Raw genomic sequence first — 15,380 nt, 5'->3', positions numbered from 1 at the left:
CCTGCTCAGAGCGCATCGACGATGTGCTGCACCTTGCTCAAGTCCCGCGACAGCAGTGACGCGCGTATCTCTTCGGGCTGGTCTGCGAACTTGGGGTCGCACTGGGGACCGTTCAGGTTGTGGACGCCGGATTCCTCGACGGTTGGGCCCCACTGGTTGCCGCCGTTGTGGCCCATCTGCCCCGGATCGGTCATGTCGATCGTGTTGGGCCCGAAGCTGGCATCCACCCGGTCGCCGTCGCACATGTGCTCGTGGACATGCCCGTACGGGTCATGCCAGTAGTCGTAGATCTGCGAGCCGTACACATGACGGCCCACACCCCACGCGAGCGAGTAGGGCGCACCCTCGGCCGCACGCTCCCGAAAATGCATGTGCCCCCGGAAGACGTCATCCATGCTGAACACCTCGAACGCGGCGTGGCTGAACTGGGCTGCGGGGGTGCCATCCATCAACGGCAGCACGAGGATGCTGTGGTGATCGGTCTCGGCCGCACCCCGGTCCATGCGCATGAACTGGAACATCACGTCGGAGCCTGTCGCCTTGATCAGCTCCACCAGCGGCGGTGGGAAATGCTCCTCTGCGCCAGGCGGGATGATCATCCGGGCCGGATCGCTCACCAGCATTCCGAATGTGTCCGACAGGAACTTCATAAAGGCCTGGTGGGCTCCCGGAGGCACGGCAGCAACCACATGGCCGAGCCGGTACACCTCGGGCGAGCCGGGATCCTTCTGAATCGGGTAGCGATTGCCTCCCACATCCTGTTCGACACCCACTCGTTCATCCACGCCGGCGTGGTTGTAGGTATGCCGGCCGCGCCGGGACGCGAGCGGTTCGGCCTGCTGGCCGTGCACCGCCTCGAGCACGAACCCGGTGATCGGTTCGACGAAATGAACGCGCTTGCCGCCGCCGAGCTGGCCCTCGGCGCCGCCGATGTCGTGCACCGGTGAGCAGCCAGGCACTGCACCGGCCAGCGCATGCAGGTCATCCTCAGTGTCCACCCCGAATGCGAAGCCGATGAACTTCGCTGGGCCTCGATGGACGACGTGCAGAAATGGCATCGGCTCGAGGCCACGGGAGATCAGCGCGTCGTCGTCGCGGTGAGCCACGACGAGCCCGAAATCGGTCACAAACGTCTCCATGGCGTCGAGATCGGGAGCCGAGAATCGGATGTACGCGACATCGGCTGCCTTCACAATCGGTGCCGCTGTCTCGGGCAGTGTGGCGGTGTCAGCCATGTCGTCTCCTCGCGGGCGCAAGTACGGTAACCCAGCGGCCGAGCCCCGTCCCTTGCGATCGCGACATGGCATCGGGCCGCACAACTGGGGAAGGTGATCTCGATGGATCTGGGTTTGGCCGGTCGCTCAGCGATCCTGATGGCGTCTAGCCGGGGACTGGGTCGAGCATGTGCTCACAGCGTGGCCCGCGAAGGCGTGAACGTCGTCGTCAACGGCCGCACAGCGGACGATGTGCATGCGACTGCGGACGACATCGCCTCGACCCACGGCGTGCGTGCGCGGGCGGTTGTGGGCGACGCCACCGAGGCCGATGTCCAGGATCAACTGCTGGTCGCATGCGGGGATCCCGACATCGTGCTGCTCAACGGCGGCGGTCCCCCGCTCACCGGCTTCCGCGACATCGAGCCCGAACAATGGCAGGACGCGGCGCAGCGTCTGCTGATCTCGCCGCTGATCTTCGTGCGCCGGGTGGTGCCGGGCATGCAGGAGCGGGGCTTCGGCCGCATCGTCACCATCACGTCCGCAATGGTGAAAGCGCCCAACCCTGCGCTGAGCCTGTCAGCGGGCCCTCGGCTCGGCCTGACCGCGGTGCTCAAGGCGCTGTCCAAGGAAGTCGTCAGGGACAACGTGACGATCAATCAGCTGCTGCCCGAGCGCTTCGACACCGAGCGTCAGCTGTACATGGCAAACGTGCAGATGTCTCGCCGGGGCATCTCTTACGAAGAGGCACGCGCCGAGCAGGAAGCGACGATCAACGCCGGGCGGCTGGGGCGGCCCGAGGAATTCGGCGACGCCTTCGCCTTCATGTGCTCGGCCCAAGCCGGCTACATCAGCGGCCAGAGCCTGCAGCTCGACGGCGGGAGCTACGGCGGCGTCTTCTGAACCGGCGCCCACCGCAGACGACGGCGGCCGGCGATCAGATGAGCGGCGTGGCCGGGTCCAAGCCGAGCGGCGGGTGGCGATCAGACCCGAGTTTGACGGGTGTTTTGCGTTTTGGCAGGTCAGTGGGGGCGCGCGGGTTGGTGTTTCCACTACATCGGTTCTGGGGAGGGGGTACGCGTTAGTGGATGCGGGCTTTGTCCCAGGTGCGTGTGGGGGTGTGGGTGGCGGCGAGGATCTGGTTTTGGAGGGGGCTGCGGCGGGTGGTGAGGGTGATGTGCTTGTCGTGGGCGGTGAGGCGGACTTGGCGTATGCGGTCGAGTTCTCGCAGGGCTCGGGCGGCGGTGAGGTGCTGGTCGGGCTGGTCGGGGTCGGCGATGTGGGCTGTTTGGAGGTCGCGTGAGATGAGGGTCTCGGCCAAAGCGGCGTAGACGCACACGGCGATGTGGCCGCGGACGCGTTTTTCGGTCCAGTGCCGTATGGGGCGCAGCCGCAGGAAGTCCTTGAGGGTCCGGAACCGGTCTTCGACGTCGGCGAGCTGACGGTAGGCGGCGACGACGCGTGCGGTGGGGGCCTGTTGGGCGTCAAGGCTGGTGGTGAGCACGTAGCGGCCGGCGAGGAGTCTCTCGTAGGCGTGAGCGTGTTCGTCGTAGTGGTAGACGAACCGGCCGGGCGCGATCTCGAGGTCGAACAGGGCGGCGACGCCGCTGGGCCCCAGGACGCGCTGCGCGGCGCGTCCGATCAGGGCGGGGTCTGCGAGCCGTCCGGCCCGGACTCTGTGTTCGAGGGCGACCAGGCCGGCTTCGGCGCGGGCGACGAGCTCGGCTGTGCGCCGCGTGTCGCGTCGGGCGCGGGCGTCGGACTCCACGACTATGGCTCGGGTGCCGTCGGCGAGGACGGCCTCGGCGGCGCGGCACCGACAGGCGGCCACGTCGGTCCAGGCGGTGTCGGCGCCGATGGTCTCGAGGGCTTCGCGGCAGGCCTTGTCGCGGTGCAGGCGGGTGGCGAGCACGTGGTCGCAGCCGGCGTCGGCGACCGCGGCGACGTTGCCCGCCGAGACCAGGCCCCGGTCCGCGACCACGCAGATCCTCCCGACCGCGAACCGCTCGGTGAGGTCGGCGAGCACGCCGGGCAGCGTGGACGCGTCGTTGGTGTTCCCGGCGAACACGTGGTGCGCGATCGGGACGCCGTCGCCGGTGCACAGCAGCCCGATCACGACCTGGGGCCGGTCCGGGCGCCGGTCGCGCGAATAGCCGAACGCCTTGGACCCGAACCGCTCCGAGGGACCCGTGGAGCCCTCCAGATAGGTCGAGGTCAGGTCATAGCACACGAACCGCAGGTCCAGGCTGGTCAGGTCGCACAGCCGACCGAACAGGAACTCCTCGGTCGAGTCCTTGACGTCCGCGACGGCGTCCAGCGCCCGGTAGTACTGCGCCGGCGACGGAGCGGACCACCCCTCGGGCATGACCACGTCGGCTGCGGCCCACTCGGGCAGCCGCCGCTTCGAGCACGGCGCGACCAGCCGGTTCGCCGTCATCGCGAACACCGCGTCGCCCAGCCGGTCGGCGCCGCGCGCCGATCCCGCCTCGGCGAACCAGCCGCCCAGGCCCAGCCGCTCCCACACCGCCGCCGCGCACGCCACCCCGCCCGCCGCGGGCGCCCCCTCGGCCTCCACCGCCCCAGGATCGACGCGTTCGCGTTCCAGATGGGCCTCCAAGGCTGCGACGATGCGCTCGAGCTGGCCCGAGCGTCGCAGCGCTGAGGCCTCGCCCAGCCGCAGCAGCGTGCGGTGCCCGACCTTCGCGCCGTCGCGCACCGACTCCACCAAAGACAGATACTCATACGTCTTGTCGCCCCTGCGCCGCCTCGTCGTCTTCACGAACACCCCAGCAGCATAACACCCACCACTCCCGCCAAGCTGCAAATGTCGCCCCTACAAAACCATCACGGAACAACCTCGCCGCACCCAAACCCGCAGGTCACAAACCCGACACCCGCCCAACACGCACCCCAACCCGTCAAATTCGGGTCAGATGAGCGGCGTGGCCGGGTCCAAGCCGAGCGGCGGGTGGCGATCAGATGAGCGGCGTCGTCGGTTTCAAGCCGAGCAGTGACCGGCCCATCTGCTCGCGGCACATGTCCGACTCGAAGAAGGCATGCGTTGCCAGCATGTTGATGTCCCGGAAGAACCGCTGCACGGGCGAGTCGTCGGCGAAATTGGATGTGCCCGAGTGGTGGATGATGTCGTTCACCGCCCGGCGGCAGTGATCCACCACGAAGCCTGCTTGCGCCTTGAACCGGATGCGGTCGGAAAGGCTGAACGTGTGGCCCGACACAGCCAGCTCGATGGTCTCGCGCACCTGATCTGCCACCAGCCGTTCTGCCACATGTGCCGCCGCGGCGGCCTCGCCGAGCTGGATGTGCGCGAGCTTGTCGTCTGCCACGACGGCGCGTGTGTGCGTCCGCACCCGGTGCTTGACGATGTGCTCGAACGCAGTGGCCGCTCCCCGCAGCCCGCCAGAGAACACCGGCATGGCTTCGCAGTAGATGAACGGCATGAGCGGCAACAGGTACACGGGGTCGTCGTGGAGCCGTGCGCCCGGCGTGTCGCCGTTGACGAAGTCCATCAGCCGCAGCACCCGATGCTCAGGGACGAAGACATCGTGTATCTCGAAGTCGTTGCTGCCGGTGCCCGACATTGCGGCCATGTTCCAGTTGTCGACGAGCGTGGTCTCCTCGGCACGCATCGCCACGATGTAAATGTCGCCGTCGCTGCCCCGGCCGCCGGTGCATACCCAGTCCGCGTGCACGATGCCGGTGCCCCATGGCGAGCGTCCCGAGGCGATCAGCCCTCCGTCGGTCAGCTCGAAGCCAACTGTGGGAGCAGTGGTGACCGGAATGAGGGCGTAGTTCTTGCCGTCGAAGAACTCTGCTTGGGCCTCTTCGGAGAACTTCAGCGCCATCCAGTTGTGGCCGCTGTAGAAGGCCAGGATCCAGCCCGTGGACATGCACGCCGCGCTGATGATCTCCACGACCTCGCGATGGGTGTGCAGCGAGCCCTGCAGCCCGCCCCAGCGCCGCGGTACCAGGATCGAGAACAGCTCAGCGTCGATCAGCTCGCGGATCGTCTCGTCGGGCGGGCGGCGCATGGCTTCCGCATCTGCTGCCCGCTTCGCGATGACGGGTGCCAGCTCGCGTGCCCGGCCGACAAGTTCTGCGTGGTCTGCCATCTGCCGTGTCGCCGCCGGGTGCTCAGGTCGCCTCGGGCGGCGCTACAGCGGCGTCGGGCACCCAGTTGCCATGGAAGCCGTAGGGCACCCGCTGCGGAAGCGGCACCCGGGCCACCGGTGAACGGCTGAGATCGCTGGCGTCGAGGATGACCAGCTCGCTGCCGTCGGTCGTCTCGTCGTAGACGAATGAGATCAGCCAGCCGTCATCCTCGGCGATCCCGCCGGGATCGGGCACAAAGACCGCCTCGCCGCTCCCCCGGCCGGGGCCATGATCGTGGAACAGCGCTATGCCGGTGTCGTAGTCGATCTTGTAGTTGGCGCCCCCGATGAGGCCGTCGCCGACGCCCACCGTGTAGCCGAAGCGGTGCTTGCGGGTGGTTCGATCGCTGCGGACCTGGGGGAACTCGTGGAACCGGTCGTCGACTCGCTCTTCGGTGACCTGGCGAGACGTGGGGTCGATAGTCCAGCGGTCGAGCGTTGGGCTGGAGTCGCCTGCGGGGCCCAGCAGGTCCCGGTCGAACATCTTGTCGTAGCGGCACAGGTCGATCACCACCCGCCCGTCAGCGTCCTCGTAGGCGTTGAGCGGGTGGAACACGTAGCAGAGCCCGACGTCGCACCAGATGATCTCGTCTGCTGTGCCGTTGCGGGGCAGCAGTCCTACGCGGGCGCCGTAGCCGGGATCCCACCGGAATGGGAATGAGGATTTTCCGCTGAGCGCGATGTCCAGGTCGACCGTGACGGGCAGGTCGTACACCACCGCGTAATTCTCGGTGAGGGACATGTCGTGGATCATCGACATGCCCGGGAGCGGAATGTCAACCGTTGTGCGCACCTGGCCGTCGGTGCCGATCACGACGTACTCGATGTGGTCCAGCAGGTCCTGCCACGCATAGCAGACGGCGTGCATCTCGCCCGTGCTGGGATCCACCTTGGGATGGGCGGTGAATCCGGTCTGCAGGGATCCGAAGAAGTCGTTGCGGCACACCGTGTCCAGCTCGTAGCCGATCTCGACCGGCAGGGCACCGGCCTCGACCAGCGCCCAGGTCGTGCCGGCGTAGCCGCCCACGCTGGTGTTCGGCGAGAAATCGAGGCCGCGGGTGGGTCCTGGGACTGCGGGCTCGCCGAACAGCTCGGTGACGTCGTGCCCGCGTACCCAGCGGTTGCGGTACCACTCGGCGCGGCCGTCTCGCAGCCGCACACCGTGAACCATGCCGGTGCCGGTGAACCAGTGGCTCGTGGCGGGATCGGTCGGCACCACCGGGTTCGGGCCGTTGCGCAGGTAGCGGCCCTCGAAGGCTGCGGGGATCTCTCCGATCACTTCGAGATCGAACGCGGTGACCTCTTCGGTGACTCTGGCGAAGTTGCCCTCGGTGTAATTGCTCGGCGGCTGTGCCCCGGCGGTTTCCGCAGTCTCGACTGTCTCGACTGTCTCGGTCATCAGGGACTCCCCAGTTTGCCGCCAGCCAGATCGACGTACCGGCCTATGACGTTGCGAGTCACGGTAGCCACGTCGTGGTGCTCGAGGCCATAGGCCCAGTCGGTGCAGCCTGTTGTGAAGACCTCGCCGTGGCCCCGTCGGAACCATCCCATCACGGCTGCCCCGTATGCGAAGCGTTCCCGATTCTCAGGAGTGTCGCCGCCGCCGAGGCGCTCGGTGACCCAGTTGAGTTCTCCGACGTAGCTTTCGGGCATTTCGGGCGGTGCTTCCGAGGTCTCCCACAGGTGCGCCGGCGCCGTGCCCAGCACCTCGAAGTTCGCCGGGGTGCCACCGGTTCCGGCGCTGACCGGCAGCCCGTTGACCAAGGCCAGCTCGCAGCCGTCGCACTCGTAGCCGACGACCACCGGCTCTGCGCCCACTACGTCGCCCGCTATCAGCCTCAGTCCGTCGAACGCCCAGTGCTCCGGTCGCCAGATCGTGTACCCGCCTGAGCCTTTCGGTGCCCGTCGGCAGTGGGCGTAGCCGCCTCGGGTGAACGAGACGCCGGTCATCTCGGATTCGGGCCGGCCGGTGAGCGGGTCGCTCCACATGGTGGACACCGTGTGCTCGGCGTCGGTTCCCATCACCGGGTCGAGGTGGAAGTCGAGCTTGTAGCCGATCACCCGGTCGTCGTCGCCGAAGCGGACCTGCCAGAACGAGGTGTTGCCCGAGAAGAAGGCGACGGCACCGCCGGTCTCGACCCAGTTCTCGACGTGGTTGCGCATTTCGGCAGACCAGTACGAGTAGTTGTCAAAGTAGTCGGCGACTTCGGCACGGGGCAGCTGCCCGAACCAGGCGACGCGGTAGCGATGCGGATCGGGCTTGTCGAGGAAGCCGCGTGGCAGCGGCCGCTGCTGGGAGGACACATGTCCGCCGGTGTAGAAGCTGGGCCCGCCCCAGTCGTTGTAGGCCGCCCAGGTCGAGGTGGACAGCACCAGCAGCGTTTCGCCCGGCTCGGCGGCCCGAACGACGAAGAACGCCTCTGCTATCTCGCCGTCGGGGCCGTGCAGGCGAACGAGATGGAAGCCCGGCTGCCATGCCGGGTCGATCTCGAGCTGCAGCGTCGGGATCCAGCCGCAGCCCTCGGCGGCGCAGTCGTCGGGGACCGGCTGCTCTGCGGTCGCCACCTCCCATGCGGCCACGAGCTGCTCGGCGGCGCCAACCCGCAGCACCTCCACACGGCATGAGCCGCCCGTGGAGCTGATCATCAGGTCGACGGTGTCCCCCGCCACGCCGCTGTGCGGCCAGCAATAGCCCGCAATCATGCGGCGACCGTAGTTGCCCCGTTGCGGTAGCGGCGTGGCCGGTCGTGCACTCTGGAGTGCTCGGATCCGCCAAACGTGTCGCGCTCAGATCTGTCAAACGCATCGCGCCTGGTCCCGCCATATCGACATCGCCGCAGAAAGTCCACAAATAGGCACATGACATGCCCGCTTATGGGCATATGGATTGCTCATGAACAGGCATGTCAATGCTCGACAAGTGAGACGCTTCTCGACGCAGCTACGGTGACGCCCGGCAGCCCCAACGGCCTGGACTTTGCGCAAGAATGCCGCCACAGACGGCAGATTTGCACACAGAATGCTTCAGTCTCAACTGTGTGCAGAAATGCCGCCGCAAACGGCACATTTGCACACAGAAGGCATGACAGCGACTTTCCGAGACGTCACCTATCCGCTCGGCCCTTAGGCCGTGTCGATTTCGGCGAAGACGTCTGCTGGGTCGGCGTCGGGCGGCGCGAGGCAGCACAGGCGGGCGGTGAAGCCGACGTAGTCCCACATGAGGTGCTCGCCGTCTCGCCAGCGGCGTATCTCGATCGGCCCGGTGCCGACGTCGAGACCCTGGGGGCGCAGCACATGGACACCGTCCTCGAAGCTGGCGATGACATGGATCTCGATCGACTTGTCGAACTCGGCCACATCGTGCACGCCGTTCTCCAGCGTCCCGTCGCAGCGCATGTCGTGGATGATGCTGGCGCCGGTCACCACCACCCGGTTGCCTGCTTGTTCGATGCGCTGAACGCGACCGAGGGCGGGATGGTCGGGCTGGGCGGCGCCGCCTTCAGTCACCTCGATGATCTGCCAGAAGCCCCGCATGTCCGGTGCGCCGTCGCACAGCGGCTCGGTGCAGCGAGCCAGGACCGGCGGCGGCCACTGCGTCCAACCGCCTGCGGGCGTGTAGGCGACGGGGATGGAATCGGCCGTCAGCGTCATGGGGGCTCCTGTCACTGGCGGGTCGGCGAGTGTATGGGGTCGGTCTTGGGCGGCTCAGAGTGAGACGGTGGTGAGATCGTCGCCGATGATCACTTCGCCGTCGAAGTGCGCCGCGGCCAGCTCGATCCACTCGGGATACTGCTCGGGGGTGGGCGCGGGAACCATGTGCGTCAACACGAGCCGCTTGGCGCCCGCCCGGGCGGCGGTCTGGGCCGCCTGCTGCACGTCGGAGTGGTAGTCGAGGATGTCCAGAAACATCTCGTTGGGGCTCAGCTTGACGAGGTCGCTCCGGATGACGGTCTGGACGTAGGCATCGGCGCCCGCTGCCAGCTCGTCCACGCCATCGCACGGCACAGTGTCGCCGACCACGGCTGCAGCTGCGCCTTCGTGGGTGATGCGGTAGCCGAGCGTGGGCCGCACGGGCGCATGGTCGGTGGCCGCGGTGCTGATCCGAACGTCGTTGACGTCGAACGAGTCGCCTGGCGCCAGCTCGGTCACGTCGACCTGCGGGGCGTTGACGAGCACGTCGTGGTGCTCGATGCGATAGCCGATGTCGGCTTCAAGCGCTCTCAGCTGACGTTCGACGAATTGTGCTGTGCCGTGCGGGCCGTACACCTGCAGCGTCGCGTTGCCCTGGCACATGATCCAGTGGGTCGTGATCACGTCGTTGAGCGCGCACACATGGTCGCTGTGCAAGTGGGTAATCAGCACAGCACTCAGGAAGATCGGAAGCGAGCCGCCGCCCGCCATGCGCATGACCGTGCCGCGGCCGGCGTCGACGAGGATGTGCGTGTCGCCCGCCTTGACGAACGTCGACGGCCCGGCACGGTCGGCGTCGGGCAACGGTGAGCCCGTCCCGGTCAGCACGATGTCCATGACGTTCTCCTTCTTGCACTTCAGCGTCGCTGTTCAGGCCGCCGTCAGCTGGAACGCTGCACGGTAGGCATCGCACACCGCACGCTCGTCGTCGTCGGCGAACCGGCCGAGCAAGACGCTGTTCTCCAGCATGGCGACGTACGTCCTGCCGCCGAAGAGCGCTGTGCGCTGGCGTTTGTCACCAATGACGAGCGCCGTCCCCGTGGTCTGAGTGTGCGGGGCATCGACGGCGGCGTACAGGTCGGGGCGGACCCCCTCGGGCAGCGAGTCGAGACCGTCGAAGGCCGCTGCCGCGAGGGGTCCGTCCGCGATGATCTTGGCCCGTTCGGGGTGCAGCAGCGTGAGGAACGTCACAGGGCCGCCGTCCGGCTCGACACGCACCCGCGGGAGCAGCTTGCGCAGGCGTGGCGGCACGTCGTCGGCCAAGTCGAGGGCGCGTGCGGTGGGAGCGATCTGAGCGGTGATGTCGATCGGTTTGCCGCGTCGCAGTCGGCTGATCGTCGCTCGCAGGGCGTTGGCCGGCGGCGAGGTGTTGAACAGCAGCTTGCCCATCTTGAGCGCTTCTTTGATCGTTCCCTTCGTGTCCTCGAAACACTCGGCTTGGTAACGGTCGAGCAACGAACTCGGGGCGGCGCCAGCGGCCACCAGCTCGATCTTCTGGCACAGATTGCGGGTGTTGCGGATGCCCATGTTGAGGCCCTGGCCCAGGAACGGCGAGGTCTGGTGGGCGGCGTCGCCGCAGAGGAAGACATTGCCGAATCGCCAGCGGTTGGCGATGAGCGAGTTGAATTTGTAGACGGTGTGGCGGAGCAGCTCGGTGTGGTCGGGATCTGAGAACGGGGCTATGAGCTCCCGGATCCGCTCAGGAGACTGGATCTCCAAGATGTCGTCGCCGGGGTTGATCCGGAACTCCCAACGCACGTAGTTCTCGACGCCCATCGGTAGGTAGGTGGTGGGCCGCTCCTGGTCAACGATCTGGTAGGCGCACCCGTTGTCGCCTCGGCGGTGCTCGGGGGCCGAGATGGCGTCGACCACCAGGAACGAGACGTTGTCGCCGAGCTGGGAGAGGCTGCCGCCGGCCTGCTTGCGGACGAAGCTGTTGGCGCCGTCGCATCCGAGCAGGTAGGTCGAACTCAGCTCGCGCATCGCGCCGGTGGCGAGCTGCTCCATGGTGAGCTGCGATTCGCCCTCGGTGTACAGCTTGCGGGCGCTCCAGCCATAGAACGTGTCGATGTTGTCCGCCCGGCTGATCACGTCGCGGAGGATGTCCTCGACCTGCGGTTGGACGAACCAGTTGCGGGTGTCGCCGACCTCGAGCGCGGTCTGAGCGAACGGCTCGTCGAGCTTGTCCTGATCGAGGTAGTAGCCCGCGCCAGGCGTCCGCTTGAGCGAGATGCGGTCGAAATCGCCCCCCAGGATCTCGGCGAGGATGGCGCACGAATAGGCGTCGAACATGACTGCCCGCGGGTAGGGGTACGGGTTCCCGTACTCCTCGATCAGCGCCACCGCCATCCCGGCCCGAGCCAGATGCAGGCTCGCAACGCTGGCGACCGGTCCCCCGCCGACGATGATCGCGTCGTAGTGCTGGCGACAAGCGAGCGTCGTGGACACCGCCGAAACCCTAAGCCGCCGCGCCGATAGGCGTCATCTCCGAACGCTGCTGTTGCGCTTTCTGTGTGCAGAATTGCCGTCTGTGGCGGCATTTTTGCGCAAATTCGGGGCGGCCAGAGCTGAACGGCATCATGCGGCCGTCAGCCCAGCGGCGGGGTGTGCTCGAAGGGCAGGTCTTGGTACAGGAACTGGTTGACGGTGATCCGCAGCACGACGCTGTCGTCGCCTCGCGATGGGAACGGCTTGCCCGTGTACTTGTGGCTGAGCGCATCCAGGGTTGCCATGTCGGAGTCGGGCTCTACCACGCAGGTGCCGCGCAGCTGGAGCTCTTTGTAGGGGTTGTCGACGTCGACGATCGAGATGGCGACACGCGGGTCTCGCAGCACATTGCGAGTCTTCAGCGAGTCCTGTCCCGTGGCGATGGTCACGGTGGACTCGTCGGCAAGGTCGATCCAGACCGGGTCGAGCTTGGGCGACCCGTCCGCACGCAAGGTTGCTAGGTGCGCGAAGTTCGGCCTGCGCACCAAGTTCTGAGCCTCGGCGCTCATGATCTTCGGTGATGGCGTGGTCATGGGTTCTCTCGCTTCGTGGATCAACCGGTCGGGTTCACCGTAAGCGAGGACGCCTTGCCGACGCCACGGCGCGGTCGTACGAGTCTGTGGCGGTCGGGTGCGCTACGGGACGGTGATGGCTGCGGCTGCCGGGTGGGCTACTGGACGGTAATGGCTGCGGCTGCCGGGTGGGCTACTGGACGGTGATCGCCGCAGCGATGTGCGCCTCGCCGAGCTGGCGACGGCCGCCGAGGAATTCGAGTTCAAGAACGAACGAGAAGCCGACCAGGTCGCCGCCGCCAAGCGTGACCAGTCGAGCAGAAGCAGCAGCAGTGCCGCCGGTGGCCAGCACGTCATCGACGATCAGCACCCTCGCCTGGTTGGCGACGGCGTCGGTGTGCATTTCGAGCCGCTCTGCGCCGTACTCAAGTTCGTAGTCGGCGTGCAGGGTCTCGCGAGGAAGCTTGCCCGACTTGCGTAACGGCACGAAGCCGGCGTCGAGCCGATCCGCCACCATCGCACCGATCACGAAGCCCCGAGCCTCAGGCGCCGCCACGAGGTCAATGCTGCGATCCTCGAATGGCGCCGCCAATTCGTCGACGCACAATCTCAACCCCGCCGAGTCCGCCAGCAACGGTGTGATGTCCTTGAAGACGATCCCCGGCCGCGGAAAATCCGGCACATCCCGAATCAACAACTGCCACACGACATGTTCCTCTCCCACGCTCCGTTCATTGGCTTTCTCGCGTCGTTGGCCAGCGCGAGACCATTGGCCCGTCCTCCCACCAAAGCCACTAGTTGTAATGCCCATGGACGTTGTTGACGGGCCTGGTCGTGGGATGAGTTGAGCCTCCGTGGCAGTGTGGGGTTTGTTGGAATCCCAGACTGCGAACGGAGGCTCAGTGATCAACGGTAGTTCAGGGACGGTTCGGCGGGTTGCGCCGCGGCCGAGGTTGTCGCCGCATTCGCGGCTGGTGATGGTCGAGCGGGTGCTGGGGGGTCAGTCCCCGACTGCGGTGGCGGCGCAGATGGGCTGCTCGCGTCAGACGGTGCACAAGTGGGTCAAGCGTTTCGCTGCTGAGGGAGCAGCGGGCCTGGAGGACCGCGCGTGCCGGCCTCGCAGCTCGCCGGCACGCACGCCTGCGGGGGTCGAGAAGCGGATCTGCGCTCTGCGGCGCCGCCGCCGGTGGGGCCCGGCGCGGATCGGGGCGGCACTGGGGGTCGAGGGCTCGACGGTGCACCGGGTTCTGTGCCGTCACGGCCTGAACCGGCTGAGCTGGATCGATCGGCCCACCGGGCAGCTGGTGCGCCGCTATAAGAAGGCCCATGCGGGCGAGCTGGTCCACATCGACGTGAAGAAGGTCGCCAAGGTGCCCCCAGGAGGCGGATGGCGGGTCCATGGACGCGGGTCGCCCAAGGCCAAGCGCCGCCGGCGCCTCGGCTACACCTATCTGCACGTCGCGGTGGACGACCGCAGCCGGATCGCCTATATCGAGGCGCACGACGACGAGAAGGCCGACACCGCAGCGGCGTTCTGGCGTCGCTGTCGGGACTGGTTCGACAAGCTCAACGTCGGCATCGACGCCGTGATGACCGACAACGGCAAGAACTTCACGTCGAAGACCTTCGCCGAGGCCCTCGGCGAGAACCGCACCAAACACCGGCTCACCCGCCCCTACCGTCCCCAGACAAACGGAAAGGTCTGTGAGTATCGGGTTGCGGGCGCCATTGAGGCCGGTCTGACCCAGGCAAAAGTCTGACTTCGTGTCTTTCGTTCGATCTGTCGGCCGGCTGAGGTGGCGTCCGCGCGCAGCCGGCCGAGCGGCCGTGACCTCATAGGAGCTTGGCCAATAGCCCCGTCACAGGCTTGTCCGTCCGCCCAGCCGGCTCGTGCCCATCAGCACACGACGAGCAGGAGCAGAGCATGACAGATCGATCAGTCATCGCTGGCGTCGACACCCACAAGCACACCCATCATGCAGCGGTCGTTGGAACCGACGGCCGTTTCATAGCAGGAAGCGGCTTCGCGGCGACCTCAGCGGGCCACGAGCAGCTGGCGGCCTGGTTGACCCAGCACGGGCGCGTCGTCGCTGTCGGTGTCGAAGGAACCGGCAGCTACGGGGCTTCGCTTACGCGCACCCTCGAAGCACGCGGCATCGCTGTGGTCGAGGTGAACGCGGCGGATCGGTCACAGCGCCGCCGTCGCGGCAAGTCGGACACTCTCGATGCCGAGCAGGCCGCGCGCTCGGTGCTCGCTCGCACCTCCACCGCAACGCCGAAGTCAAAGAACGGCGACGTCGAGGCGATCCGGGTGCTGCGAATCGCCCGCAGCACCGCGGTAAAGAGCCGCACCAAGGCAATGAACGCCATTCACGCGATAGCCGTGACTGCGCCTGATGGCCTGCGCGACGAGCTCATCAACCTCAAGAAGCGCTCCCTGATCCGCCGATGCCGAGAGCTCCCCCCGCCGGCCGTCCAGACCGACATCGTGCTCGCCAGCACCGTCACCTCACTGAGAACGCTCGCCGAAAGATGGACAGCGCTCGACAACGAAATCGACGACCTCGACACCCAGCTCGACGCGCTCGTGAGCCGAGCAGCCCCCGATCTGTGCGCGCTGCACGGCGTCGGAACCGAGATCGCCGCCCAGATGCTCATCACCGCCGGAGACAACCACGACCGACTCAGCGGCGAAGCCGCTTTCGCCCGGCTCTGCGGCGTCGCACCCCAACCAGCATCGAGCGGCAAGACCACAGGACGACACCGACTCAGCCGAAGCGGCGACCGAGCCGCCAACTCAGCCATCTACCTCATCGTCATCACACGCCTGCGCCGACACGAACCCACCCGCGCATACCTCGCCCGCCGCACCGCCGAAGGCCTCTCCAAACGCGAGATCATCAGATGCCTCAAGCGCTACGTCGCCAGAGAGATCTACCACGCACTCCCAAAACGCCCTTGACAAACATAGGAGCATCGAGCGGTTCAACCGAACCATGAGCGAAGAGTTCCTCTACAACTACAAATTCCGCTCAGAACCCGACCGGCGCCGCAGACTCCAAGCCTGGGTGCACACCTACAATCTCCACAGGCACCACACCGCCATAGGCGGCACACCCGCCAGCCGCGTCAACAACCTCTGTGGGTATTACAACTAGTGGAGTAGCCACCCCTCAATTGTGTTTGATTCTCGGCCCCAGAACTACGCTCAGCGTTCGTGGCGCTCCGGGTCGGCGATGACTGCTAGCGCAGACTTCGACGAACGAGTTCGCGCGTCGGCACTCGCTTTCTTGCGTGTCGTCCAGGAT

Annotated in this window: 14 protein-coding genes; 4 read left to right on the top strand and 10 right to left on the bottom strand. The window is 66.8% G+C overall.

The annotated features are described in order from the left end of the window. Positions 1-5: 5 nt before the first annotated feature. Complete coding sequence (locus ACOQPH_RS05005) at positions 6-1,235, bottom strand: hypothetical protein (protein ID WP_420623625.1); 1,230 nt, start codon at positions 1,233-1,235, stop codon at positions 6-8. 102 nt (positions 1,236-1,337) lie between these two features. Between ACOQPH_RS05005 and ACOQPH_RS05000 the strand changes: the two genes are divergently transcribed. Continuing rightward, positions 1,338-2,117 carry an SDR family oxidoreductase gene (locus tag ACOQPH_RS05000; protein WP_420623624.1) on the top strand — a complete coding sequence of 260 codons (780 nt, stop codon included), beginning with the start codon at positions 1,338-1,340 and terminating at the stop codon, positions 2,115-2,117. Positions 2,118-2,295: 178 nt separating this feature from the next. On the opposite strand, the gene ACOQPH_RS04995 is transcribed toward ACOQPH_RS05000, so the two are convergent. From ACOQPH_RS04995 to ACOQPH_RS04955, 9 genes are all read right to left on the bottom strand, one after another. Beyond that, positions 2,296-3,999 carry an IS1634 family transposase gene (locus ACOQPH_RS04995; protein ID WP_420621888.1) on the bottom strand — a complete coding sequence of 568 codons (1,704 nt, stop codon included), beginning with the start codon at positions 3,997-3,999 and terminating at the stop codon, positions 2,296-2,298. 190 nt (positions 4,000-4,189) lie between these two features. Beyond that, positions 4,190-5,344 (bottom strand): acyl-CoA dehydrogenase family protein, encoded by a 1,155-nt coding sequence (locus ACOQPH_RS04990; RefSeq protein WP_420623623.1) that lies wholly within the window; start codon positions 5,342-5,344, stop codon positions 4,190-4,192. A gap of 22 nt (positions 5,345-5,366) precedes the next feature. After that, the gene (locus tag ACOQPH_RS04985; protein WP_420623622.1) at positions 5,367-6,782 is read right to left on the bottom strand and encodes a carotenoid oxygenase family protein; all 1,416 of its coding nucleotides are present in this window, start codon (positions 6,780-6,782) and stop codon (positions 5,367-5,369) included. Then, positions 6,782-8,086, bottom strand: coding sequence for a N,N-dimethylformamidase beta subunit family domain-containing protein (locus ACOQPH_RS04980; RefSeq protein ID WP_420623621.1), 1,305 nt, complete (start codon positions 8,084-8,086; stop codon positions 6,782-6,784). Before ACOQPH_RS04980 ends, ACOQPH_RS04985 begins: the two co-directional genes overlap by 1 nt. Positions 8,087-8,506: 420 nt before the next feature. Continuing rightward, a complete protein-coding gene (locus ACOQPH_RS04975) occupies positions 8,507-9,034 on the bottom strand; it encodes a hypothetical protein (protein WP_420623620.1) in 528 nt (175 codons plus the stop codon). 54 nt (positions 9,035-9,088) lie between these two features. Next, positions 9,089-9,910, bottom strand: coding sequence for an MBL fold metallo-hydrolase (locus ACOQPH_RS04970; RefSeq protein WP_420623619.1), 822 nt, complete (start codon positions 9,908-9,910; stop codon positions 9,089-9,091). A 33-nt stretch (positions 9,911-9,943) separates the two neighbouring features. Then, entirely contained in the window at positions 9,944-11,521 is a 1,578-nt protein-coding gene (locus ACOQPH_RS04965) for an FAD-dependent monooxygenase (RefSeq protein ID WP_420623618.1), read from the bottom strand. Positions 11,522-11,661: 140 nt separating this feature from the next. Then, complete coding sequence (locus ACOQPH_RS04960) at positions 11,662-12,093, bottom strand: PPOX class F420-dependent oxidoreductase (RefSeq protein WP_420623617.1); 432 nt, start codon at positions 12,091-12,093, stop codon at positions 11,662-11,664. 172 nt (positions 12,094-12,265) lie between these two features. After that, positions 12,266-12,796 (bottom strand): adenine phosphoribosyltransferase, encoded by a 531-nt coding sequence (locus ACOQPH_RS04955; protein WP_420623616.1) that lies wholly within the window; start codon positions 12,794-12,796, stop codon positions 12,266-12,268. Between the two features lie 253 nt (positions 12,797-13,049). Between ACOQPH_RS04955 and ACOQPH_RS04950 the strand changes: the two genes are divergently transcribed. The 3 genes from ACOQPH_RS04950 (at position 13,050) to ACOQPH_RS04940 (ending at position 15,230) form a co-directional block, all read left to right on the top strand. Next, positions 13,050-13,832 (top strand): IS481 family transposase, encoded by a 783-nt coding sequence (locus ACOQPH_RS04950; protein WP_420624310.1) that lies wholly within the window; start codon positions 13,050-13,052, stop codon positions 13,830-13,832. Between the two features lie 164 nt (positions 13,833-13,996). Continuing rightward, the gene (locus ACOQPH_RS04945) at positions 13,997-15,034 is read left to right on the top strand and encodes an IS110 family transposase (RefSeq protein ID WP_420623615.1); all 1,038 of its coding nucleotides are present in this window, start codon (positions 13,997-13,999) and stop codon (positions 15,032-15,034) included. A 34-nt stretch (positions 15,035-15,068) separates the two neighbouring features. Beyond that, positions 15,069-15,230: an integrase core domain-containing protein gene (locus ACOQPH_RS04940; protein ID WP_420623614.1), complete on the top strand. Its 162-nt coding sequence runs from the start codon at positions 15,069-15,071 to the stop codon at positions 15,228-15,230. Positions 15,231-15,380: the final 150 nt, after the last annotated feature.

It is taken from the genome of Candidatus Poriferisodalis sp. (assembly GCF_965221945.1).
In the GTDB taxonomy this organism is placed as follows: domain Bacteria; phylum Actinomycetota; class Acidimicrobiia; order Acidimicrobiales; family Poriferisodalaceae; genus Poriferisodalis.
The sequence above is the reverse complement of the archived record's forward strand: the minus strand, read 5'-3'. Positions and strand labels throughout refer to the sequence as shown.